Annotated in this window: 17 protein-coding genes; 14 read left to right on the top strand and 3 right to left on the bottom strand. The window is 38.1% G+C overall.

Features of this window, described 5'->3' with window-relative positions:
- The first annotated feature begins 6 nt into the window (after positions 1-6).
- The 14 genes from BM130_RS04920 (at position 7) to BM130_RS04855 (ending at position 17,638) form a co-directional block, all read left to right on the top strand.
- Positions 7-303 (top strand): PqqD family protein, encoded by a 297-nt coding sequence (locus BM130_RS04920; RefSeq protein ID WP_010528505.1) that lies wholly within the window; start codon positions 7-9, stop codon positions 301-303.
- A 156-nt stretch (positions 304-459) separates the two neighbouring features.
- Complete coding sequence (locus tag BM130_RS04915) at positions 460-1,353, top strand: hypothetical protein (RefSeq protein ID WP_010528504.1); 894 nt, start codon at positions 460-462, stop codon at positions 1,351-1,353.
- A 251-nt stretch (positions 1,354-1,604) separates the two neighbouring features.
- Positions 1,605-3,305, top strand: a complete 1,701-nt coding sequence (locus BM130_RS04910; protein WP_010528503.1) for a carboxylesterase family protein — start codon at positions 1,605-1,607, stop codon at positions 3,303-3,305.
- Between the two features lie 394 nt (positions 3,306-3,699).
- Positions 3,700-4,818: a formylglycine-generating enzyme family protein gene (locus tag BM130_RS04905; RefSeq protein WP_010528502.1), complete on the top strand. Its 1,119-nt coding sequence runs from the start codon at positions 3,700-3,702 to the stop codon at positions 4,816-4,818.
- Positions 4,819-4,879: 61 nt separating this feature from the next.
- The gene (locus BM130_RS04900) at positions 4,880-5,446 is read left to right on the top strand and encodes an RNA polymerase sigma factor (protein WP_010528501.1); all 567 of its coding nucleotides are present in this window, start codon (positions 4,880-4,882) and stop codon (positions 5,444-5,446) included.
- A 1,063-nt stretch (positions 5,447-6,509) separates the two neighbouring features.
- Positions 6,510-7,346: a FecR family protein gene (locus BM130_RS04895; protein WP_254771976.1), complete on the top strand. Its 837-nt coding sequence runs from the start codon at positions 6,510-6,512 to the stop codon at positions 7,344-7,346.
- Between the two features lie 6 nt (positions 7,347-7,352).
- Positions 7,353-7,541: a DUF4974 domain-containing protein gene (locus BM130_RS15630; RefSeq protein WP_237706165.1), complete on the top strand. Its 189-nt coding sequence runs from the start codon at positions 7,353-7,355 to the stop codon at positions 7,539-7,541.
- A gap of 140 nt (positions 7,542-7,681) precedes the next feature.
- A complete protein-coding gene (locus BM130_RS04890) occupies positions 7,682-11,059 on the top strand; it encodes a TonB-dependent receptor (RefSeq protein ID WP_074964287.1) in 3,378 nt (1,125 codons plus the stop codon).
- Between the two features lie 21 nt (positions 11,060-11,080).
- Positions 11,081-12,565: a RagB/SusD family nutrient uptake outer membrane protein gene (locus BM130_RS04885; RefSeq protein ID WP_010528497.1), complete on the top strand. Its 1,485-nt coding sequence runs from the start codon at positions 11,081-11,083 to the stop codon at positions 12,563-12,565.
- Positions 12,566-12,809: 244 nt separating this feature from the next.
- Positions 12,810-13,958, top strand: coding sequence for a glycoside hydrolase family 130 protein (locus tag BM130_RS04880; RefSeq protein WP_010528496.1), 1,149 nt, complete (start codon positions 12,810-12,812; stop codon positions 13,956-13,958).
- An 81-nt stretch (positions 13,959-14,039) separates the two neighbouring features.
- Positions 14,040-15,197, top strand: coding sequence for an MFS transporter (locus BM130_RS04875; RefSeq protein ID WP_010528495.1), 1,158 nt, complete (start codon positions 14,040-14,042; stop codon positions 15,195-15,197).
- A gap of 364 nt (positions 15,198-15,561) precedes the next feature.
- Positions 15,562-15,843 carry a LysO family transporter gene (locus tag BM130_RS15820; protein ID WP_010528493.1) on the top strand — a complete coding sequence of 94 codons (282 nt, stop codon included), beginning with the start codon at positions 15,562-15,564 and terminating at the stop codon, positions 15,841-15,843.
- A gap of 188 nt (positions 15,844-16,031) precedes the next feature.
- Complete coding sequence (locus tag BM130_RS04860; RefSeq protein WP_202796539.1) at positions 16,032-16,598, top strand: LysO family transporter; 567 nt, start codon at positions 16,032-16,034, stop codon at positions 16,596-16,598.
- Between the two features lie 65 nt (positions 16,599-16,663).
- The gene (locus BM130_RS04855) at positions 16,664-17,638 is read left to right on the top strand and encodes a glycoside hydrolase family 130 protein (RefSeq protein ID WP_010528491.1); all 975 of its coding nucleotides are present in this window, start codon (positions 16,664-16,666) and stop codon (positions 17,636-17,638) included.
- A gap of 286 nt (positions 17,639-17,924) precedes the next feature.
- Here the strand turns inward: BM130_RS04855 and BM130_RS04850 are convergent, their stop codons facing one another.
- The 3 genes from BM130_RS04850 to BM130_RS04840 all read right to left on the bottom strand — a co-directional run bounded on the left by BM130_RS04850 (position 17,925) and on the right by BM130_RS04840 (position 23,685).
- Positions 17,925-19,499 carry a glycoside hydrolase family 43 protein gene (locus BM130_RS04850; RefSeq protein WP_029626706.1) on the bottom strand — a complete coding sequence of 525 codons (1,575 nt, stop codon included), beginning with the start codon at positions 19,497-19,499 and terminating at the stop codon, positions 17,925-17,927.
- Positions 19,500-19,706: 207 nt separating this feature from the next.
- Positions 19,707-22,259 (bottom strand): glycosyl hydrolase 115 family protein, encoded by a 2,553-nt coding sequence (locus tag BM130_RS04845; RefSeq protein WP_010528489.1) that lies wholly within the window; start codon positions 22,257-22,259, stop codon positions 19,707-19,709.
- Between the two features lie 13 nt (positions 22,260-22,272).
- The gene (locus BM130_RS04840; RefSeq protein ID WP_044138818.1) at positions 22,273-23,685 is read right to left on the bottom strand and encodes a DUF1593 domain-containing protein; all 1,413 of its coding nucleotides are present in this window, start codon (positions 23,683-23,685) and stop codon (positions 22,273-22,275) included.
- Positions 23,686-23,801 lie beyond the last annotated feature (116 nt).

Raw genomic sequence — 23,801 nt, 5'->3', positions numbered from 1 at the left:
TATCATATGATTGATCCAGACGAGTTTTATCAGGTAAATTCTGAAAATTTTGTTATCCGTCGCATGGGAAATGAAATGGTTTTGGTCCCCCTAGCTAACAGTGTTGCCGACATGACTAGTGTTATCATTCTTAATGAAGTGGGATCAGATATTCTTGAATTACTTGAAGAGCCTGCCAATAAAGATATCCTTTTGGAAAAACTCTTAGAGAAATATGATGTGAATAGAGAAATACTCGACAGTGACATCCAACTATTCTTAAAAAATGCTTATAATAAAAATGTTATAAGGAAAGTAAAATGATTTTTGCTGGATGATAATTTCAGTCCCATTCACCGGTAAAAATTTGATGGTTTTGCTTTATATTTTTTATGTTATTGCAAAAAAGTTAATGTTTATTTGTATAAACTCGTTCCGCAAGAGTGCACCTGCATTACTTTAAAGCCTCAATTTTGATTTATGATTAGGATTTTTTTGCCGGGAATATTGTTAAAGGTTGAATCTGACTCTCCATCTATTTGCCTGAAACCTTTGGGAACTTTTCTTTTTAATAAGGAATTAATTCCTACCGAAATAACATTTCAATTTATATATGATATTACGGACCACATAGAGAAGGCTCCAATGAAAACAGTGTTGAAAGGTGAACCGTTTGAAGGTGTCGATATTCCTTATCGTTGGGAAATATTGAAGAGTTCAGAGGCTGTTGGAATCTATGTGGATTATTTTGAGGATTTTCAAATTCAGGAACTCATTTGCCATGTTGATTTTGGGAAAAAAATTATTTATACCAGGATTGTTCCCCAAAGAGAAAATCTAACAATAGATCCTCTACTTGAGCCGTTAGGCTCTATGCTAATGGTAATTTTAGCTCATTTTCAGAATGATGTTTTGATTCATGCCTCGGGAATTATGGACCAGGGGAAAGGACGTCTCTTCACTGCTGTTTCAGGTACCGGCAAAAGTACAATGGCAGAACTTTGGCAACGTTCCGGAGCTGATATTATTAATGATGATCGGCTTTGGCTGCACCATTGGCAAGGACAATGGTATTTTTTTAATACACCGATGCCTTATTATGCACAGAGACCTGCCATGGCACCTCTTCATGAGATCTTTCTTCTCAGACAGTCAATTCAAAATGAATTAAAAAGAATGAGCGGGATTGAAGCTGCCATGCGGTTTATGGCTAATGCTATTCAACATTATTTTGATAAAAGAATGACAGAACAACATCTTGAAAGAATTTTTGATATAGCGAGGGCAGTCCCAATCTATGATTGCGGTTTCAGGCCCGATAAGAAAATTGTTGAGGAAATTCGAGGATTGAATGAATTGAGTTCGAGTGATTGATAGGTTAGAATTTTTTAGACCCATTAGGGCTTGGCTACTCAAAAGGATTATTGGAAAATAAGTATGGAATTTTTGGATGTAATGCGGTTGTTGTTAGCCAATAATCAAGAAAATAATTTGCTACAATAAAAATGAAGGTATTGCTTTAAAAGTATGTGTGATGTAAATATTGATTTTTAGCCAAATTATTTATATTGTTGAAAATTGTTTTTGTTTTGTTTATCTGGACGCTTAATGCAAAAATAGATAGTATGAGTACGATACGAATTGTTATAGCGGTGATTGTTGGGGGATTTTTGTTTAAAACTTCTGCAATTCCTCAATATTTTCAGGTGGGGCCCCAAGTTGAAACTTTTTATTCTGAAATTGATGATTCAGAGCAACCTTTTGCACTTTATCTTCCTGAAAATTTTGATCCTGAGAAGCCATATCCCCTGGTGGTTATGCTTCATGGAGCTATGTCAAACCATAGGCTGGCTTTAAGAAGGGTTTTTGGGAAAACCAATTTACCTGGAGAAAGTGATGCGGAAGCTTCCAGATATTTTCCTCAGTGGGAAGATGTCGACTATATTGTTGCAGCCCCTTATGCACGGGGAACAATGGGATATGTTGGGATTCCGGAAGAAGATGTTATGGCGGTAATAGAAAAGTGCCGGAAGGATTTTAATATTGATGAGGATCGGATATATCTGACAGGTTTATCGATGGGAGGGGGCGGTACTTTGTATATCGGATTGTCGCGACCGGACGTATTTGCTGCTATTGCCCCGGTATGTCCTGCACTACCGTTTGAAGTTTTTGATTTAATGGAGAATGGACTTAATCTTCCCATTGCCATTTTTCAGGGTGGAGCAGATCCGGTTGTGCGTCCAGAAGGAACACGACAAATTGTTGATGAATTAAGAAGTTTGGGAACTTTGGTTGAATATTATGAATATCCGGGGGTGCATCATGATTCTTGGGCAAATGCCTACGCCAATGGAAATATTTTTAAATGGTTTGATGGAGTGCGTCGAAACCCTTTTCCTGATAGAGTACGTTTTGCCACCAAGTGGTATAAATATTCCGGTGCTTATTGGGTAACAATAGATAAGTTAACACCGGGAACATTGGCTAGAATTGATGCAGAATTTACAGATATGAATCAGGTTAATGTAGAAACCGATAATCTGGAAGCTTTTTCTTTGAACCTGAAAGGGCATCCCCGTTTTAATTCCAGACAATTATTGTCAGTTACTATTGACGGGCAAGAACTTATAAGTTCACCCGGGTTTAATCATGCTTTTCGAAAAGAAGCGGGAAAATGGATTTCGGAACGATTTATTGCAGGTGTAAAGGAAAAAAAGAAAGGGTTAGAAGGTCCTTTATCTCAAGTTGTGACAAGCCGGCACGTTTATGTGTATGGTACACTTAATGCACAAGGACCTGAGGAAATAGAAATACGAAAAAAAATGGCTGAAAAAGCTGCCGATTTTTCGGTTTCTTTTGGTCCTTTTTATCATCAAAGGAGTACCGTTAATCCCAGGGTTATTGCTGACAGGCAAGTTACCCATTTTGATAAGTATCATTCTAATATGATTCTATTCGGCACAAAAGAAACCAATTCGGTTCTTGCTGAAATGGCTGATGAATTGCCTCTGCATTTAGAAAACCTTAACGATAGTTTGGGGCTTGTTTATTGTTATCCCAATAATGGGCATCTGGTGGTTGTTAGTTCCGGCCTGCCATTTTGGATAAGTAATAAAGATGATCAAAGTTCCGGGAAAGAAATCCGTTTTGGAGGTTCTCATGGGGCTTTAGCTTTAAAAGGAATGAAGGATTTTCTGTTATTTCGAAATAGTAATGATAATGTTATTGTTGAAGGATATTTTGAGCATGATTGGACTCTTCCTCAAAATGTTTTGGAGAAATTTACTTCTAATGGGGTTAATGTGAATGAAAATAATGAGTAGTGTATGATGGATTCTTGGTCTAATATGATTGATTTTTTGGCTGATAGCGTTGTATAGTCCATAGTTTTTAGTAATTATGCCATGTTTTTTTGCAAGGCGCATTTAACGAATCAATTATATAACTGTCTAAAGACGAACGTTTTGTTGGCCTAATTCTAATGTCTTCATCACTTTAAATTCATATAATAACCTAAGTTGCTAAACTTGTTACATCGGTATAATTTAGGATTAAAAGTCATAAATTAATTGAATTTAGGATAAAATTATCCGCATTGAACATTTTAACAGATGAGATTGTTGGCATAAAAGCCCGGGAAAACCTCACTTTATTTGGCAATAGTTAAGAGTTTAATTACAAAACAGGTATGATGGAATCTGTTAAAAATCAATGCGGATGAAAAAGTTGGTATATGTATCTTTATTGCTAATATTATGTTTTTCAGGATGTCATACAAATAATCAATCTTCTGAGTCTGAGTCTGATTTATGTTGCATGCCAACGACCAGTCAGGAAAGCCGCTTTTTAGCGAGTCCCCAAACGCTTGGTGAAGCAGAAAATAATTCTTCAAATCAATCATTGGGAGATATGGTTTTGATCCCCGGTGGGGAATTTGAAATGGGTGCCAAAGAAAATCAATTTGCAAAGCCTGACGAGTTTCCCGTTCATAAAGTTTATGTGGATTCATTTTTGATGGACCGACATCCCGTTACTAACGCTCAATTTAGGGAATTTGTAGAGGCTACAGGTTATGTTACCACTGCCGAGCGTAGACCAGACTGGCAAGAAATAAAAAAGCAATTGCCTCCCGGGACCCCTAAACCTCCAGATTCCTTATTAGTTCCTGCTTCACTGGTATTTAAATCACCTGATCATGAAGTTTCATTGAGTGATTATATCGCCTGGTGGGAATGGGTCCCCGGTGCCAACTGGAGGCATCCTTTGGGTCCCGGCAGTTCCATTGAAGGATTAGATGACCATCCGGTGGTTCACGTTTCGTGGTATGATGCAATGGCCTATGCCACCTGGGCCGGTAAAAGATTACCTACCGAAGCCGAGTGGGAGTATGCTGCCAGGGGAGGGAACAATGACTATATTTATCCTTGGGGAAATGAACCTGTAAGTGCCCAAAGAGCAAACTTCTGGCAAGGAAATTTTCCCTACAAGAATGTTGTGGAAGATGGATTTCAGAGAACCGCGCCTGTAGGCTCTTTTCCTGCAAATGGATACGGATTATATGATATGGCAGGAAATGTATGGGAGTGGACAGCCGACTGGTATCATCCTGATTATTATGCTTTCCTTGCTCAACAAGTAATTGCTTTAAATCCTCAAGGACCAGAGACTTCTTTTGATCCTATGGAACCAGGGGTTCCTAAAAAAGTAATTAGAGGGGGTTCATTTTTATGTAATGACTCTTATTGTGCCGGCTATCGTTCTTCGGCCAGAATGAAATCTTCACCTGATTCAGGAGCGTTGCATTTGGGATTCAGATGTGTGAAAGATATCGATTGAGAAATGTGTTTTGCATTTCTTAATTTTAATTTACATTTTTGCATCTTTAAATAAAAGATGCATGCTTCAAGATAAAGAATACGTAAGAGAACTCAAAAATGGAAGCATCTCTGCTTTTAACCAACTCTTTGAATCTTATTCCTCACGACTATATGCATTTGGATTGAAATATCTGAAATCTGAAGCTGATGCCGAAGAACTGGTCCAGGATGTTTTTTTGAAAATATGGAGAAATCGTGCGAAGATTAAGGTTGATGAAAGTTTTCATTCTTATTTATTCACCATAGCTTTTAATCAAGTTAGGGATTATTTTAGATATCGGGGCCTATATCTGGATTTAGAAGTTGACTTCAAAGACCAAAGTGATAATTCAACAGAAACCTCTATTGTTTATCGTTCTGTTTTAGAGCAAATTGCTGCTTTGTTGGAAAAGTTGCCCAAAAAAAAGCAGAATATATTTCGATTAAGTAGATTTGAAGGAAAATCGGCTAAAGAAATAGCTGCCATAGTGGGTGTAAGTCCTAAGACCGTTGACAACCAGATTTCTGAAGTTATTAAGTTTTTACGCCTTCATCTTAAAGAGTCGAAACCTCTTCTTTGGCTTTTTTTCTATTTGTTTATTCAATAGTGTGTTTAAATAGTTTTTGGTAGTTTTTTGAGCAGGAAAGGCAGGTTTTGAAAATTTATTGAGAATCATAATTTTTTAATTCATTTCAATTGAATATTATTTTCCGATAATAAATGGTTTGGTCGAACCAATTTTCCGACTTTTCTTAAGTGGCTGAAAACCTGCAATCATTCAATTAATGAATTATTCTTTTGCCCTGATCCATTAGTTATTTATTGCTTTTATTGCAGTAAGCCTTCTTGTCGTGGTCATTTCATTATATGGGATAATTAGACAGGTTTCATGCTTGTGGGAATTTTAAATTCCGATTGTTTTCAAGATTTATTGAAATTAATGTGAAAAAGTACCGGCTACGGTGCCAAAGTTTAAATTTTGTTATTCTTTAAAAGCAACATAAAATAACAAAAAATGAGATTCCTGATTAAAAAATGTAAAATTTTTCGGGAGATTTTTTTATTGGAAGGGTATTACTATTAGCATGGCAAAATCGATTGGTGAAAGAATTTATGTGCTATTAATGAATTCACGGTTAAAAAATCAATTGTTCATGTCAATAATATTACAGTAGAAAAATGAGGATAAACTTTAATAATTCTGAATTAATAGATGTTAATTTGCAAAAATGTCATTTTGTCTAATAAAACGAGCATAGCGATTTTAGCCACAAAAGAGCATGTATAAAATAGCCCAAGGCAGAAGTGCTCAGGCAGAAGGCAGAAGAAGTCAATAGTCAATAGTCATCAGTCATTAGTGTTAATGGACTAGTGACTAACGACTAATCACTAACGACTAACCACTATTGACTAATTTTAAGCACCAATAGTTCAATTAAATAAGTAAATTTTATGCGGATGAAAAGAGTATGATTAACTTATGGTAATTACAACCAGAACTTATAAAAATTAAATACGTTCAGGCGAGTTCAATCTAACAAATGACTTAAATTAATTTTATAATAATGAAACGATCATGACCAGAAAAGTTTGTCACACCAAGATCATGTATAAACTTTAGGGTATGTGAGTTCCATCAGACCAATGAATTAGATAAATATTTTATACTGATGAATCAGGAGCAGGAACAATTATTTGATGAATATCTTAACGGATGTGGGGGAGATTTACCGACCGAAAAAAATTTTGTAAAGTTGTTTTGCGGTGAGGCTAATGAAATAAGTTTAAAAAAACGCATGAGAAAGGACTGGGATGCCCTTTCCAAAGCGAATATAAAGAAAGATCTTTCTCCTATCCTGCATAAAATACATTACATAATCAATTTGGAGCATGAAAAAAAGTTATTACCAAAAGGTGGAATTAAAAAGGTTTTGTTTTGGTATAGTAAGATTGCAGCAATATTGCTGTTACCCATAATAGGTTTAATGATTGGCTGGCTTTTAATTGGGTATAGTGACCATTTACAACCCTCCGTAGTTGAGGTTGTTGTTCCGCTGGGGGCCCGAATAAAAACCCAATTGCCTGATGGCACTACTGCGTGGTTGAATAGTGGTTCTACTTTAAGTTATACTATCCCTTTTAAACAACGAAAGGTAACGCTGGAAGGTGAAGGTTTTTTCAATGTTAGAAAAGATTCAATACATCCGTTTGTTGTTAAGGGTAAACAAGGAGCTGTTAGAGTTTTGGGAACACGTTTTAATATTGATATGTGGCCCGACGAAGAAGTAATGGAAGTTGTGCTGGAGGAAGGAAAAGTTGAATTTATTCCTTATGGAAGTCAACAAGCGTTTTTAATGACACCTGGAGAAATGTTGGTTTACAATAGTTTTGAAAAAAAACTTACCCGCAGAAATGTTAATCCCCAGCATTATTCCGCCTGGAAAGAAGGGATTTTGATGTTGCGGGGCGAAAATATGCATCAGATGGCGAGGGAACTCTCGCGATAGTTTAATGTGGATGTGGTAATTGATGATAGCGTTTTACTCGACTACTCTTTCAGGGCTACTTTTAAAGATGAAAAACTGGAAGATGTGTTACGACTTTTAAAATTATCATCTCCTATTCAGTATGAGATAATTGATAATCAAAAAGATAAGTCGGGTAATTTTTCTCGGAAAAAAGTAATACTGCGTCATAAATAAATAAATAAAAGCGATGACTAAAAAGTTTGATACTAGCTGATTAGGAATTTTACTCTAGGTGTTGCATATAAAAAAAGGGGGAATTAGGAGCGGCAACTCCCTCATCCCCAAATGTTGGACTTTAAAATCTTTACAAAGCTATGAAAAAAAATCCTAAGTTAGGAGGGTGGGATTATTGTATCCTTTCTAAAACCTTTCGAATCATGCGAATTTTATTCTTCTTCATGTTTGTGGGAATTTCTCACATCTTCGCAGAAAGCTCTTATGCTCAGGTTAAACGATTAACCATTGAGCTTGAAAATGTTAAGGCTGAAAAGGTTCTCGATGAAATTGAGAATCAAAGTAGATTTTACTTCCTTTATAATGAAAAACTTGTCGATGTTGATTTTCTTACTTCTGTAAAATTTAAGGATGAGAATATTTTTGCAGTTCTGGATCATCTCTTTGCCGGAAGGGATATAGTCTATAAGGTTGTTGATAACCAAATTATTCTCTCTAATGGTAAGAATTCCTTAGGAAATGTTCAACAAACGGAAATTAATATCCGGGGACGTGTTACCAATGAAGAGGGAGAGCCTATCCCCGGAGCAACAGTAGCGGTTAAAGGCACTACCATCGGAACCATTACTGATATGGATGGGAATTACAGTTTAACTATTCCTGCCGATGCCGAGGTCTTGGTCTTCTCTTTTGTAGGGATGAAGACGGTAGAAGTCACTATTGGTGACCAAACCCAGATTGATGTTGCTTTATCGGAGGATATGGTTGGCTTGGATGAGGTATTAGTAGTAGGTTATTCGGTTCAAAAGAAATCTACCTTAACAGGTGCTGTATCTCCTGTTAGTGTTGGAGATATGGAAAAAAGAAGGGTCGCCGAACTGGGACAAGCCCTGCAAGGTCAAGTGGCTGGTGTTCAGGTAACTCAAAGTACCGGGGCACCTGGGGATGAAATTAATATTCGTATAAGGGGGGAAGGTACAATTGGTAGTAACGACCCTCTTTATATTGTAGATGGTGTTCCTACCAGAGAGCTGTCTTTTCTTAATCCCGCTGATATAGAGTCAATGACGGTCCTGAAAGATGCCTCGGCTGCTGCCATCTACGGCTCTCGTGCTTCGGCCGGCGTCATTATCATTACCACAAAAAACGGAGCAGCCGGGAAATCAGAATTTGATATCAATTACTACCGAGGGGTGCAATTTGCCGCCAATCTGCCCGATTTATTGAATGCCGAACAATATTTGGATGTTCTTGAAAAAGCATGGGATAACTCTGGCTATTCTGGTACGAATCCTTATTCGGCGGATAAAGGTAGAAGTGATTTTGCCGATACCGATTGGTTAGATGAACTCTTTGAAACCGGTTTCTCTCAAAATGTGCAAATGACAGCAAGTGGCGGAAATGAAAAATTGCAGTATCTTCTTTCGGCCGGTTATTTTGACCAGGATGGTATTGTCGTTTATGACAATGACAAATATCAGCGGTATAATTTTAGGGCTAATATAAATAACAATCTTACCGATAGGATTAAGATTGGGACCAATATGCAATTGTCGTATGCCATTCAAGATAAACTCTCTTCCAGTGGTGATACACCCGGGATTATCCGACATGCTTTATTGCGTCCCCCTATTATTTCAGTATACAAGAGTGAAGATGACCCCACTTACTCTGAAGATGATCCCTTTACCGACTTGCCTTTCTATAAGGAGGATGGAACTTTTGAGAGTGATAAATATGAATGGACACAAAACCCAATTGCCTTAGCTTATTTTACCGATGATAAAAGGTCGCAATTTAAAACTTTTGGTAATCTGTATGGCGAATTTGACTTTCTTGCCGACAAGTCCCTGAAATTTAGAACTAATGTGGGTATTGATTTAAATTTTTACCACAATAAAGCGTTTTATGAAAATTTTGGGGATGATGATGGCAACGGAAGTTCAATTGACGAGGGATTGGGCCGGCAAAATCGTCCGGATGGATTAAGTGAATCCCGAAGCGAAGCATTTACGCTTACCTGGAACAATACTTTAAATTATCAGAAAAATATTGGGCAGCATTCTGTTAATGCGCTAATAGGAAGTGAGTTTATTACTAATTATGAGTCGGATATCAGTGCTTCAAGATGGAGGTACGATTATGATAGTGATGAGTTCCGTTACATTGATTACGGAAGTACTGAACAAGATCTATGGAATAGTGGCACAGCTTCAGAATGGGCTTTAATGTCTTATTTTGCTTCCGGCACATATGTTTATGATATGAAGTATATGGTTACAGCCAATCTAAGGGCTGACGCATCATCAAGATTTTCTGAGGATAATCAATGGGGATTTTTCCCGTCTGTTTCCTTTGGATGGAAATTATCCGAAGAACCTTTTATGGATAAGTTTGATTGGCTTTCTGATCTGAAACTACGAGCCAGTATTGGTCAGCTAGGAAATCAAGAAATAGACAATTATGCCTATCTCACTCTTATTGAAAAGGAAGGTGATAAATATTTGATATCCAGGTATGGAAATTCTGACCTTAAATGGGAAACCACTACCCAATACAATTACGGTTTGGATTTAGGTTTGTTTAAAAACAAAGTGTATTTGATTGTTGATTACTTCAATAAAAATACTAGCGATATTCTCCTGCCAATTAGTCTTCCAAGTATTGTCGGTGATGTGGAACCAACTATCGTTAATGCCGGTGAAGTAAGTAATAAGGGATGGGAGTTTGGCCTTACCTATCGAAACAGAGAGCATGAATTTAAATACAGCATTAACGCCAATTTATCCACCAATAAAAATAAGGTTGAAAAATTACACCCCAATTTACCTAGCATTGTAGATGGCGTAACTCGAACAGAGGCCGGTCATCCATTGAATTCTTATTATGGGTATGTTTTTGAAGGTATTTACCAAAATGAAGAGGAAATAGCAGAACATCTTTTTGGTACCAGTAATCCTACTGTTGTACCCGGTGATATTAGGTTTAAAGATTTAAATGGTGATGGCAAAATTGATGATAATGACCGTGATTTTATTGGCGATCCAAATCCCGGATTACTTTATGGTTTAAGTTTTTCAGGTTCCTATAAAGGTTTCGATTTTTCCCTCTTGTTTCAAGGCGTGGGAGATGTGGATCGCTACAACGAATCCAAAAAAACTGTCGATTATGATACCCGGCCTTTTAACTATACTACAAATGTATTGAATGCCTGGGATGGCGAAGGTTCTACAAATAGCATTCCCCGAGTTAGTTTTACCGACAACGGTGGAAGCAAGGTCTCTAGTATTTATGTGGAAGATGCCTCTTATTTTCGGTTGAAAAATATTGAAATTGGGTATTCTTTCCCGGGAATTAAACAGATAGGGTTGAAAAATATGAGATTCTATATTTCTGCGCAAAATGTATTTACCATCACCGATTATACCGGACTTGACCCGGAATCAACCGACCTGATGGATATGGGTACTTATCCTCAGGCCAGGTTATTTATAGGTGGTGTTAATCTTGTATTTTAATCGTTTTTAAATCTGAGAATCATGAAAATATTTCGAAATATATTTTTGATAGCTTCAGGGCTTCTGGTTTTCGCCGGTTGCGAAGATTATTTGACTAAAGATCCTATTGGATTGTTGACCCCTGAGCAAGTGGATATGGATCCTACAAAAACTACCGTTGAGTATTCGGTTAGTTCTTCATACCAATTATTGTCTTCAACCCTTAATATTATTGGGGAATGGGAATGGGATAAAGGAACTGTTACCAGAAATGATTTTATACTTCAGGACATTGCTTCGGATGATATGCAGAAAAAATGGAATCCTGATGGTGACCAGGCATGGATGGATGAGTTTAATAACTTTAGTTTTGTGGCTTCCAATCAAGGTTTTAATGGACAATGGACCTACGATTATGAAGGTATTTCCAGAACCAATACTGCCATTGATTATTTGACCAACCAATCGATGATGGAAACATTGGGATTCGATGCTGATTTGCAAGATCGGCTATTAGGTGAGGCCTATTTCTTAAGAGCGTTTTATTATTTTGATTTGGTGACCAATTTTGGAGATGTACCTCTGGTATTGAACCCGTTAACCTCTTTTGAAGAGGCTTATGAGGTAGCTGTTCGTACCAAAAACCAGCAGGTATGGGACCAAATACGCTCTGACCTTGCCAAAGCTAAAGAGTTACTTCCCCAATCTAAATATTCCAGTGAAGAAGAGCCTTGGCGTGTTTCTTTGGGTGCTGTAATAGCGCTTCAGGCAAAAGTAGAATTGTTTAATGAAAACTGGAATGAAGTAATTGAACTTGTCAATGAATTGGAATCATATGGTTTTTATGATCTAAATGAAAATTATTTTGATAGTTTCGATGTAGAAAAAGAGTTTCAGGAAGATGAGGTTATTTTCTGTTATGATCACGAACCTTTGCAAACCCCTGATAATGGAAATGGTTTATGTGCTCTTTTAGGTTGGGGATTTGTAGCTCCCGAAACCAATTTTTTGGAAGAATTTGAAGACAATGACCCCAGATTATTGTATACGGTTGATGTTGAATCACAAAATGTAAATAAGATTTTAGGTTCATTAGACGGTTCCTATAAAGGCGATGACGATTCTCCTAGCAATAAAATCTTTATTCGTTGGGCTGATGTAATCCTTTGGAAAGCAGAAGCATTGTTGAATAATGGCGATACTGAAGATGCCATTGCCTTAATTAATGTCATCCGTCAAAGAGCAAGAAATTCAGTTACAGCAGAAGGTACTTATCCTCCTGATGGAACTTTGCCTGATCGGGATGTCAATGAAACAGATGTTGCTGTCATCAAAGACTGGTTAATTCATGAACGACGGGTTGAACTAGGCATTGAATCTCATCGCTTCCGTGACCTTAAACGATGGGGTATTGCTGAAGAAGTTTTGGGTGATCGTGGTTTCACCAGTAAGAATTATTTGTATCCAATACCTCAGGATGAAGTTGACAAATCCGGGGGAACCATCATTCAAAATGATGGGTATTAATACCTTCTCTATTTTATGAATGTTATTTTATAAATCCCTTTTGAACATTTTTTAAAATTAGTTATTTGAAGAGGATGTCTAAATGTTGATTTTAAACTCTCCGGGATATTGGGGAGTAACCAATATACTGGATTCCGGCCAAGTGACATAGAATTTTTAGACATCCTCTTCAATTTAAATGGAATTGTTCTGTGTTCTTTAAAACAATACTACAAACAGTTAACTGAAATAAATCGTAATCGCAATGAAGAATGTTTTTTTAACTTTAGTAGCTGGCGTATTTTTATGGGTTGCGGCCTGTAATCCTTCAGGGAAGCAGGAAGATGCAAAGTTTTTAATTCCTTTTACTAAGAAGGTAGAGGTAAATCCATGCTTGACACCATCAGATAGTTTGGAGTTTTTTTGTCCGGTACGTAGTGCCGTGGTACAATGGGAGGAAAAGGATGTTTTTAATCCTGCCAGTGCAGTCAGAGGTGATACCGTATTTTTGTTATATAGGGCCGAAGATAGTATAGGAAAATATAACGGGACGTCTCGTCTTGGTTTGGCTTATAGCTTAGATGGGTATAAATTCCAAAAACTTCCGGAACCAGTGCTATACCCCGATAACGATCAATTTCAAAAATATGAATGGGAAGGCGGCTGTGAAGACCCTCGCTTGGTAGAAGATGAAAATGGCACCTATTATTTAACTTATACTGCTTACGATGGGGATAAAGCTCGTCTGTTTATAGCTACATCAAAAGATTTAAGAACCTGGGAAAAACATGGATCTGTCTTTAAAAATGCCCGCGGAGGTGATTTTGTTAATATGTGGTCGAAAGCAGGATCTATTGTTTGCCGGGTAGAAAATGGCCGTATGGTTGCGCAAAAAATTAACGGAAAATATTGGATGTATTGGGGCGAGTCCAATATTTATGTGGCGACCTCAGATAATTTAATAGACTGGCAGCCAATAATTGAAACCAATCCTGAAAAGATGAAACTCGATACCATGCGCAATTATACGGTTCCTTTTAAAATTGTTTTTTCAACACGAAAAGGAATGTTTGATAGTGAATTGGTAGAGCCGGGACCGCCTGCTATTATTGCCGGGCAAGGTATACTACTGATTTATAATAGTAAAAATAGTCCCACATTTGGTGATAAGAAATTGGCTGATGGCACCTATGCGGCCGGGCAGATCATTATGGATAAAAATGATCCCACAAAAGTCTTGCATCGCACCGATCACTGGTTTATTTCTCCGGATCAGCCATACGAAATTACCGGGCAGGTTAATAATGTTTGTTTCGTTGAGGGGTTGGCTCATTTTAAAGGTAAGTTGTTACTTTATTACGGGACTGCCGATTCTAAAATTGCTGTGGCAGAATCTACAACTTCTCTTAATTAATTATGTTGTTAGCTATCCACTTGAAATAAATTATTTTATAAATTTAGCTTTTTAAAGAATTGTAAGATTAATTTGTTTGTTATGAATAGCAATACATCATTATCAAAATTCCTGCCTGTCCTTTTTGGTTTTTTCGTTATGGGCTTTGTTGACGTGGTTGGTATTTCTACCAGCTATGTTCAGCAAGATTTCAATCTTAGCGATTCTGTAGCCAACCTGTTGCCAATGATGGTTTTTCTTTGGTTTTTTGTTTTTTCGGTTCCTACGGGGTTATTAATGAATAAGCTGGGAAGGAAAAATACTGTCTTGTTAAGTATGGCCATTACAGTTGTTGCCATGCTTGTTCCGTGGATCGCTTACAGCTATGGAATAGCCTTGCTGGCATTTGCGCTTCTCGGTATTGGCAATACGATTTTACAAGTTTCGTTAAATCCTTTGGTAACTAATGTTGTTAGTGAAGAACAATTGACCAGTCGGCTTACGCTTGGACAATTTGTAAAAGCCATTTCTTCCTTTTTGGGCCCCATTATTGCCGGGTTTGCCGCAACATCTTTAGGAAATTGGAAAATATTATTCCCTTTATTTGCCGCCATAACGCTTCTTTCCGGTCTTTGGCTTTGGTTAGTCCCTATTCCCAGAGAAGAGAGTAACGAAAAGAGTACTTCATTTAGCGATGCTTTCGGCCTGTTGAAAGACAAAACCATTTTGTTACTTTTTTTAGGTATTTTGTTCGTTGTGGGTGTTGATGTTGGAATGAATACAGCAACACCGAAGTTTTTGATGGAACGAGCAGGTTTGCCTTTAGAAAAGGCCGGACTGGGTACAAGTCTTTATTTTGCCGCTCGTACCATTGGGGCTCTTACAGGGGCTATCCTTTTAGCTAAATTATCCTCTATGGGATTTTTTAGAGTTAGTATGATTGTAGCTGTCGCTTCTACTGTTTTGATGGTATTTAGTCATAGCACAGTTGTAATATTGATTTTAGTTGCTTTAATTGGTTTTTCCATTGCCAATATTTTTTCCATTATTTTTTCTATGGCATTGCAAAAACGACCTGATAGGGGAAATGAAATATCCGGATTGATGATAATGGGTGTATCGGGAGGTGCCGTTTTACCACCTATAATGGGTATTGCCTCTGATGCTATTGGACAAACCGGTAGTATATTAGTTATTTTGGTGGGCATGCTTTATCTTTTGTTTGCAGCCTATGGTGTAAAAGTTGAATCGAAAAAATAAATGTAAGACTTGAATATTGTAACCTTTTTATAAGATTTATAGTGGGAAGTCCTCTTTTATCCCCATCCGAAATTAATTAAATTGTTTTCTGAAAGGTGTTTGTGTGACTTTTGTGAACTTTTTAGTCATACGTTTTTATCCTTTCTGATAATTTCAATATGGGGTTTTAGAGGACTTCCCATATTTTTTTTATTATGCCCGAATATGTTAAATCTTTTGAGATTCGGACATTCCTTTATCTTTGTGACTAATTTTATTGTTTTTTTCGAGTAGCTTGAAATTAAAATGTAGTATAGTTTGTTAATTGGCTTTTTTAAGGGTTGTGTGGGGTCAATTAATTCACCGATTTGTTTAAGGGAAACGTATGATTTCACTTCTGGTTGTAATTCTTTTTTTTATCGGACTTTTGTTTGGTTATCTTTTTAGAAACAATAAAAAGAATCGACGAATTATTGATTTCGGAGTTAATTGGGCAATATACTTGTTGTTATTTTTCCTTGGAATCTCTGTTGGGTCAAAAAAAGAAATTCTAGAAAGTTTTTCTAAGATTGGGCTCGAAGCTTTTGTTATTGCTTTAGGAACTATTTTGGGAAGTGTTATTATGGCCTTTATCCTTTACAAATGGATGTTTAAGAAGAATGAATGAGCCCTCTCTTATATGTTCGGTATTTGGGTGAAATATTGTCTTATTTGTTGAAATGGCAGACGCATCTTTTTTTACCTGTAGTTAATCCGGATAATTTTTTTTGAGCAGACACAAATAGAATAAAACTAATGATTCTTTAACTCATGAAGAGTAGCCTAACAATAGTATTATTTTTTATTCTTGGCTTATTGGCTGGAATTTATGATCTGGTTCCTTCTTTTTTGGCCAATGAAAATTTGCCGACTGTTTTATTGTGTGTATTGATGGTTTTAGCCGGGATGAATACAGGTAGTGACAAAGAAGCATTTTATATACTAAAAAGAATAAATTTTAGGATTTTATTGGTTCCTATTTTCATTATCGCAGGATCTTTGCTGGGTGCAGCTTTTGTTTCCTTTTTAATGAATGATTTATCTTTAAAGGAGACTATAGCTGTCGGTGCAGGAATGGGTTATTATTCTTTATCTTCCGTAATTATAAGCCGATTAAGTGGGCCACAGTTAGGGGTTGTAGCTTTACTTTCCAATATTTTTAGAGAGATATTAACATTAGTGTATGTTCCTATTTTAGTGCGTTATTTTGGTAAATTAGCAGGAATTGCCTCGGGCGGTGCTACTGCCATGGACACTACACTTCCGGTCATAGTTAAATATTCAGGAAGTGAGTATGGTATAATTGCAGTATTTAGTGGAATTGTTCTAACATTATTGGTTCCATTACTCATCCCATTAATTCTGGATTTTTTTATTTTCTAGCTTGTATTTTCAAGGTATGGTCATATTATTAAAAATATTAATTTATTGTCGTTATTGCTTTGACTATGGAAATAAATAATATTTCTTTTTTCCCATGGGAAGAACGTCCGAAGGGATGTAATGATGTAATGTGGAGATATTCAAAAAACCCCATTATTGGCAGGTATGATATTCCTAATTCCAATAGTATTTTCAATAGTGCAGTTGTTCCTTTTAAGGCTGGCTATGCAGGGGTTTTTCGCTCCGATAACAAAGCCGTACAGATGAATCTTTATGTTGGTTTCAGTAAAAATGGAACCGATTGGGAAATCAATCCCGAACCCATAAAAATGAAACCGGGAAATACCAATATGTTGGATTCTGAATATAAATACGATCCGCGTGTTACATTTATTGAAGACCGCTACTGGCTTACCTGGTGTAATGGTTACCATGGCCCTACTATTGGTATTGCTTATACATTTGATTTTGTTGATTTTTATCAATGTGAAAATGCTTTCTTACCATTTAATAGGAACGGTGTTCTTTTCCCCGAAAAAATCAACAACAAATATGCAATGTTAAGCCGTCCTAGTGATAATGGACATACACCTTTCGGAGATGTTTTTATCAGTTTTAGCCCTGACATGAAATATTGGGGCGAACATCGTTGTGTTATGAAAGTTGCACCATTTGAGAAAAGTGCCTGGCAGTGCACCAAAATTGGGGCTGGAACCGTTCCTTTTCGCACTGAACAAGGGTGGTTGATGTTTTATCATGGTGTGATTAATACCTGTCGCGGTTACCGTTATTCTATGGGAGCAGCAATCCTTGATTTGGAAAATCCTGAAAAAGTATTGTATCGTACTCAACCTTATTTATTGGCCCCAAATGAAATTTATGAATTGACAGGAGACGTGCCTAATGTGGTATTTCCTTGTGCTGCCATTGTTAAAAATAATAAAGTAACTGTATATTACGGTGCTGCTGATACCGTTGTGGCATTGGCATTCGGTTATCTAAACGAGATTATTGAATTTGTAATGAATAATTCCCTCTAAGGTTGCAATTCCCGTCGAATTTTCATTATTTCCGCGAATTTCTGACCATCCCCGTCCAATTTTCATTATCCCCGAAAAATTTTCATTGTCACCAGGCTGTATCTGCTATTTCAAAGGATTTCTTAAATAAAATTCGCGGGAAATACCTGTATCTCCAAAGAGTGGCCCTGATTTTTCGGGTAACTGCGTTTAATAGGCGCAGGCATAAAGGTTTTGAGATACCGCTGCGTTCAAAAGGGGAAGGGAAGGGTAAGGTATGGATTCTTTAGCAGAATCGGTGTTTTTGTTATTGTTGGTCTTCCGAAATTCGATTGGTTATATGAAAATAGTCGAAATCTACAAAACCACCAGGGGTTATGGTGGAGTAATTGAATAGTCCGAAACGGTAACCCATGAAGTGGGGAAGAGTATAAACCATTTTTAATGGTGATCCTATTTTTATCCAGTTGTTCCCATCCAGACTATAATAAAACCGTGCAGTATCGGCTAGATTTCTAAAGTTACATTCAGCTTTCAGATAAACAGTGTTTTGATTGAGGTTCACTTTTTCCTTTTCAACAGGGATGCCGGATTGAGCACTAACCATTGTGATCGATTTTTTACCGTTCTCCATTTTAACTCCGACCAAACCAAATTCTTTTTGCAACAGAGCTAATCCGGCAAAGTCGCCCTCTTTCATATGGGAAACGTCGATGGATGTGGATCCAGAGCATTGGGGGCCAATAGTACGTTGGGTTAAGGTATTTCTGGCCATTAGAAAGGAAGTGTCGACCCTTCCGGTTTTGAGGCGAAGATATCCCGGTCGCTCGCGTACCGACCACAGATGATTGTCAGGGTTGTGGTTCCATTGCCAGACCAGGGGAAGATCGGCCTGGTCGGGATGACGACTAAAATCATCGGAGGCCACGATTCCGGGTATCAACCCATTGCTTGGGGGCAGATCAAGGGTTTCGGGTACTTTGCCATCGATGCCCAGTACCGGCCAGCCATCTTTCCATTCTACGGGCACCAGGTAGGGGATACGACCCACAGCTCCGTAATCGCGAAACAGATAGGAATACCAACGCCCTTCAGGGGTGTCAATGAGACCGCCCTGGGCAATGCCCCGATCCTGAAGAGCTACCATGCCTTCGTAGGGTCCCGTGATCTTATCTGCCCGGTGGATCACTACGGTACGCATGCCTCCTTTGGGCCATGTGATGTTAAAAAGGTAATATTTGCCATTAACTTTAAAGAGCTGCGAGCCTTCGGCCTGTAATCCGATATTGGAGCCGGCAGGGGCGCTGGCATTTTCGATAAGTACCCGTTCGGTATGTTCTTTGATGCCGGAAAGATCTTCCTTGAGTTCAACCATGTGAAGTTCTCCGGCGCCCCATATCATGTAAATGCGGCCGTCGTCATCGAAAAAGAGGGTGTGGTCATGATAAGCTGGAGAAAAGGAAGTGACCTTCCATGGTCCCTTTTCAATATCTTTGGTTGAATAGATATAGGTTTTGTTGGTGGTTCCTGCAAAGGTGCTCACATAAAAAGTATGGTTATGGTAACGAAGGCAACTGGCCCAGGAACCACTGCCATAGGCATTTTTCCCATTTTTCAGGTTTAGGGCATCCACATCATCCAGAATGGCATAGGCATAATTTACTATTTCCCAATTGATGAGGTCTTTGGATTTCATGATGGGTACCCCCGGACACATGTGCATAGTGGTGCTGCTCATATAATAGGTGTCCTTTACCCGGATCATGGACATGTCGGGAACATCTGCAAAAATAACAGGGTTGACAGCCTTATTCTGCGCAGTGGCGATAGGATACCCTATCAGCACCAGGAAAAAAAATAGAATCAGTTGCTTTGCTTTCATAAATGATTTTATTTTACTGTTTATCAATGTTTCATTTTTTTTGTTTCGCAACGCTACCATAGATTTTCACAAATTAAAATCGGTTTTTTTAGCAAACTTCTTCCCAAAAATATATTTTATTCTCCTTTCGGAAATAATTATTATCAACTTTATTGAGTTTAGTGACCAAACGGCCCTATGGATTTTTTATGTTGGCGTTGGCTAGCGTTAATCTACCACCCTTTTGTTGGGCGATTCATCCATGAACAAATAGGATTCTTTATAACCCCCGAAGTCCACCACTATTTTTTCGAACACAATACCCGGATCAAGAGGGGTAAGGGTCAGGGTTTGCATGCCGTCATCGGAAGAGGGTATATTCAGATTGACTTTTTTTTCTATCACCCTGCGGGCCACCGTGGGATAAAATTTGGAATAAATATTTTCGGGTTTTTCATTTAAATCACCATTGAAGTTAATTATTTTCTCTTCAGCTCCTTTAAAGCCAACTTTATATCTGTGCCCCTCCAGGTTTTTGAATGCCAGGGTCGATTTCACAATGATGTGTACGGTTACATTCTTTACCTCTTCAGGAATCTTCATTTTATAGGATATCCAGGCGCCTTCAACCGATTTGGAATAAGGCATGAGAGCCACTCCACTTAATGTTCGTCCCAGGTATGGAATAACGGTCCAGGTTGCCTCCTTACTGTTTTGCAACTGGTAATAGTGTTCTGCTTCTATGGCGATGTAGCCATCGTTGGGTGAAAAGATATACTTTCCTGTGGCTTTTTCAGGGTTTTCAATGCGATAAATTTCCGGTAGTTGATCTTCAGGAAAGTTGTCGTTCCAGGAGGTATAGCCTATTTTTTTCTGGATCATCATGTTTTTCCACTTACCGCCTGACATGACGTTGTTGTAATCGTAGCTTAATGCCTTATCTCTTTTAAACGCTTTTTCCACTTTGTCGGCCCAGTAATTGGCCCGGGGATTGTTTTCTGCATATAGCTTATGATTCATGGCCTGTGCATAATACATCTCATAAAGGTTGGCCATGGCCTGAACAGGGTAAAGTATCAGCTGTTTATAGGTATCTCTGTATTCCGGTTTTAGGGATAAATACTGGCGTAATGCTTCGGCTTCCAGTTTTATGTATTCATCAGATACTTTTTTCCATTCACCTGTTTCCAAGTTATAAGTGTATCGATCGAGCATTTCGGGTGTTACCCTTCCGTTGTATTTGCAGTAGAGATTAAGAATACGAGCCGCTTCATCGGCCTGGTCTTCGCCAAATTGCTGCGCACAGAAATCCCGGGCATGGTCCAGCAGATTGGTCGCATTGTATTTGAGCGGTTCCCAGGCCATGTCCAGAAACAGGGTAATGGGGTATTCCATGGGTTTTATATCGCCAACATTGAGGATCCATAGTTTGTCTACCCCGTAGTCGTAGGTTAGTTGCAGTTGTTCCCACATATGTTGGATGGGTGTAACGTTGAGCCATTTGTAATTTCTTGGTGCGCCTACATAATCAACATGATAGTATAGGCCCCATCCTCCCGGATGCTGCCTTTCCTTTTCGTTGGGTAGGCGTCTTACGTTGCCCCAGTTGTCATCGGTAAGAAGTATGATTACATCGTCCGGAACTCGGAGTCCTTGATCATAATAATCCAAGACTTCTTTGTATAATGCCCAAACTTGAGTTGTTTCTTTGGCAGGCCGACCTGTTACTTCTTCAATGATTTTACGTTGATTGCGGATTATTTTTTTCAATAGTTTGACATTGGTTTCCTGTGACATGGCTTCATCACCATCTCCCCTCATCCCAATAGTTATTATGTCTTCGGTTCCTTTTACGCGTTCTATTCCTTCGCGGAAAAACTGGTCAATGACTGTGGCATTGGTTTCGTAATTCCATGCACCGTATTTATGTCTGTTACGAGCCCATTCCTGGTGATTGCGGGCCATAGGTTCATGGTGCGATGTTCCAATTATTACGCCCATTTCGTGGGCCGTTTTACTATTTAGAGAATCGTCTGCATAAAAGGCCCAGCTCCACATGGCTGGCCATAAAAAATTACCCTTCAGACGAAGGATTAACTCGAACACTTTTGTATAAAAACGGTGATCTCCATAATCGGTTCCGTAGGTGTGTTTTACCCAACTGGTTAAGCAGGGAGCCTCATCATTAATGAAAATGCCTCTGTATTTTACAGCAGGTTCACCATCCGTATAAGTTCCCGGAATTACAAAGAGATTTTCTTTTTCCTTAACCGGCACATCTGCCCACCAGTACCATGGCGAAACACCTATCTGTTCCGAAAGATCATATATGCCATAAATCGTTCCTCGTTTATCGCTACCGGCAATAATGAGTGCGTTTTCTACGCCTGGATAAGGATTTTTTACGGTTTTAATAATAAATTTCTCCCATTTATCAATAAGCAAGTTAGGATTAATGATGTTTCGGTTTGCCAGGTCGTTTATTAAAGCACTTTTACCCAGGGTTCCGGCAATAATCAGATGTTTTGTTTGTGGTATTTTATTGTAATTCAAATCGGGTTTCGTCCCTGTGACCTTATATATATCGTTTTGTAAATCACAAAAGGCTCTTTTTACACCTGTATAATCAGTTGAATCAATCAATAATTGCGCTACAACATTGCCATTACATATGGTGAAATAGTTTCGGTTGTAGCTTTCTGACACATATTGCGGTGTGGCTATTAAATTATTTATTGAAAATACAGTAAAAAGGACTAATAGTGAGATAATCTTATTCATAATTTTTGAGGTTTTATGATTTACTTTTGATAATGATTCTTTTGTAACTTGTAAGGTTTGGTTCTCCGTTATCTGTAACTTCACAAATTATGTGGATGGTCTTCCCTTTAGCTTCGGGGGGAATAATCACATATGTCTTTGTGCTGTGGGGATTAGGAATAGTGATCTTTTGATTGAAAGTACCCGCTTCAGGTAGTACCCACCAATTAAAACTGAGATTGTTATTTTCTGGATCAATTGATTGTGATGCATCCAGAACTATTCTTTGATTGCATTGGGCTTCTATTTCTAAGGGTTTAAAGCCACGATCTCCATTAACAATGACTATAGGGTTTCTGTTCCCTTTTCCATTTTCAGCCCAATCCATACGGGCGGCAAAATTGTTGAATGTTGCAGGATAAAAATAGGCTTCATATTTTGAGCAGATTTCATGGCTTGTGCCTTTATGATTAACATAGGCATAGGTTTCATTGTCAGGACCTATTCCCCAAGTAAAAAAACCACCCCAGCTTACTTGATTAGGAACCATAGGATCGTTTAGCCCATTGGGCAATACATGTAAAAAAGAAGGAGTATCACCTTCAACTCCATACTTATATTTTGGATAAACTATTCCCAGATGACCGTGGCCTTGTATATGTCTGGCATACTCTTCCCAGTTTCCCCGGCCTGTGCCGTTTTGGTACTTCCAGGCACATTCGTCCCATAAAAATATCAAATCCTTTTCAAAATCGCGACGCAACCATTGATGGGAGCTTATATCATAAGGAGTCCCTTTTTTGTAAGATCTGTCCTGATCGGTAATGGCATAGGTGGGTATTTTATGCAAAAAGGCTTTCAATTCATCTTCGTTTCGTTCCTGCTGTACCTGCCATACGGCTTGCGCTAAGGTATTTCCTCCGCCCCAGACTAATATCCACAATGGGCGTTCATCTTCTTCATCAGCCTGTTTTATGATCCAATTACTGCCATCAGAGGTGTTTTCTTTCCCTATTTGGTCGATCCCCCGTTTTCGACTGCCAAACATAGTTCGTTGACGCAGATAATCTGCACTTGGCCAGTAGCCAACAGTTTGGCGGGATTCATCTTTTAGAAAAGTTTCCTGGCCTGAACGTTTCATCAGGTTGGGCAAGTCCTTTTCATAAGCATCAATAGCATCATGTATGAGTTGAAAGAATTCATCACGAACTTCGTCCAGGCTCCATCCGGTGGTGTATATTATTCCTTCTATCTCAAGTAAATCAGCATGAACTAATAGTCTGACCAGGGATTCGCTGTCATCGGTTTCCCAGGTGGAAACATCGGTTAGAATTATTACCCGAGGTTTAAAAATGTCCGGGTTTAACCTTTTATGAATCTCTTGTTGTGCAAGATTTGCAGTATTATTTATTAGAAAAAAAAAATAGGACAATAAAAAAAACTTCAAAACGCATATCGACTGATTTTTATAATTTCCCAACTATTTTATGAAGTAGAATGACAAAAAATAGCGCTTTTTAGAGTTTAAAAATAATTAGAAAGAGGTGTATTGTTTTTATATTT

The sequence above is a fragment of the Thermophagus xiamenensis genome (genome assembly GCF_900112795.1).
In the GTDB taxonomy this organism is placed as follows: domain Bacteria; phylum Bacteroidota; class Bacteroidia; order Bacteroidales; family Marinilabiliaceae; genus Thermophagus; species Thermophagus xiamenensis.
This window is presented reverse-complemented; position numbering and strand designations above follow the sequence as displayed.

What these genes read in the sequence shown, in the direction of transcription:
- BM130_RS04920 (WP_010528505.1), top strand. Translation starts at nt 7, where the DNA reads ATGATTGATCCAGACGAGTTTTATCAGGTAAATTCTGAAAATTTTGTT.
- BM130_RS04915 (WP_010528504.1), top strand. Translation starts at nt 460, where the DNA reads ATGATTAGGATTTTTTTGCCGGGAATATTGTTAAAGGTTGAATCTGAC.
- BM130_RS04910 (WP_010528503.1), top strand. Translation starts at nt 1,605, where the DNA reads ATGAGTACGATACGAATTGTTATAGCGGTGATTGTTGGGGGATTTTTG.
- BM130_RS04905 (WP_010528502.1), top strand. Translation starts at nt 3,700, where the DNA reads ATGAAAAAGTTGGTATATGTATCTTTATTGCTAATATTATGTTTTTCA.
- BM130_RS04900 (WP_010528501.1), top strand. Translation starts at nt 4,880, where the DNA reads ATGCTTCAAGATAAAGAATACGTAAGAGAACTCAAAAATGGAAGCATC.
- BM130_RS04895 (WP_254771976.1), top strand. Translation starts at nt 6,510, where the DNA reads ATGAATCAGGAGCAGGAACAATTATTTGATGAATATCTTAACGGATGT.
- BM130_RS04890 (WP_074964287.1), top strand. Translation starts at nt 7,682, where the DNA reads ATGAAAAAAAATCCTAAGTTAGGAGGGTGGGATTATTGTATCCTTTCT.
- BM130_RS04885 (WP_010528497.1), top strand. Translation starts at nt 11,081, where the DNA reads ATGAAAATATTTCGAAATATATTTTTGATAGCTTCAGGGCTTCTGGTT.
- BM130_RS04880 (WP_010528496.1), top strand. Translation starts at nt 12,810, where the DNA reads ATGAAGAATGTTTTTTTAACTTTAGTAGCTGGCGTATTTTTATGGGTT.
- BM130_RS04875 (WP_010528495.1), top strand. Translation starts at nt 14,040, where the DNA reads ATGAATAGCAATACATCATTATCAAAATTCCTGCCTGTCCTTTTTGGT.
- BM130_RS15820 (WP_010528493.1), top strand. Translation starts at nt 15,562, where the DNA reads ATGATTTCACTTCTGGTTGTAATTCTTTTTTTTATCGGACTTTTGTTT.
- BM130_RS04855 (WP_010528491.1), top strand. Translation starts at nt 16,664, where the DNA reads ATGGAAATAAATAATATTTCTTTTTTCCCATGGGAAGAACGTCCGAAG.
- BM130_RS04850 (WP_029626706.1), bottom strand. Translation starts at nt 19,499, where the DNA reads ATGAAAGCAAAGCAACTGATTCTATTTTTTTTCCTGGTGCTGATAGGG.
- BM130_RS04845 (WP_010528489.1), bottom strand. Translation starts at nt 22,259, where the DNA reads ATGAATAAGATTATCTCACTATTAGTCCTTTTTACTGTATTTTCAATA.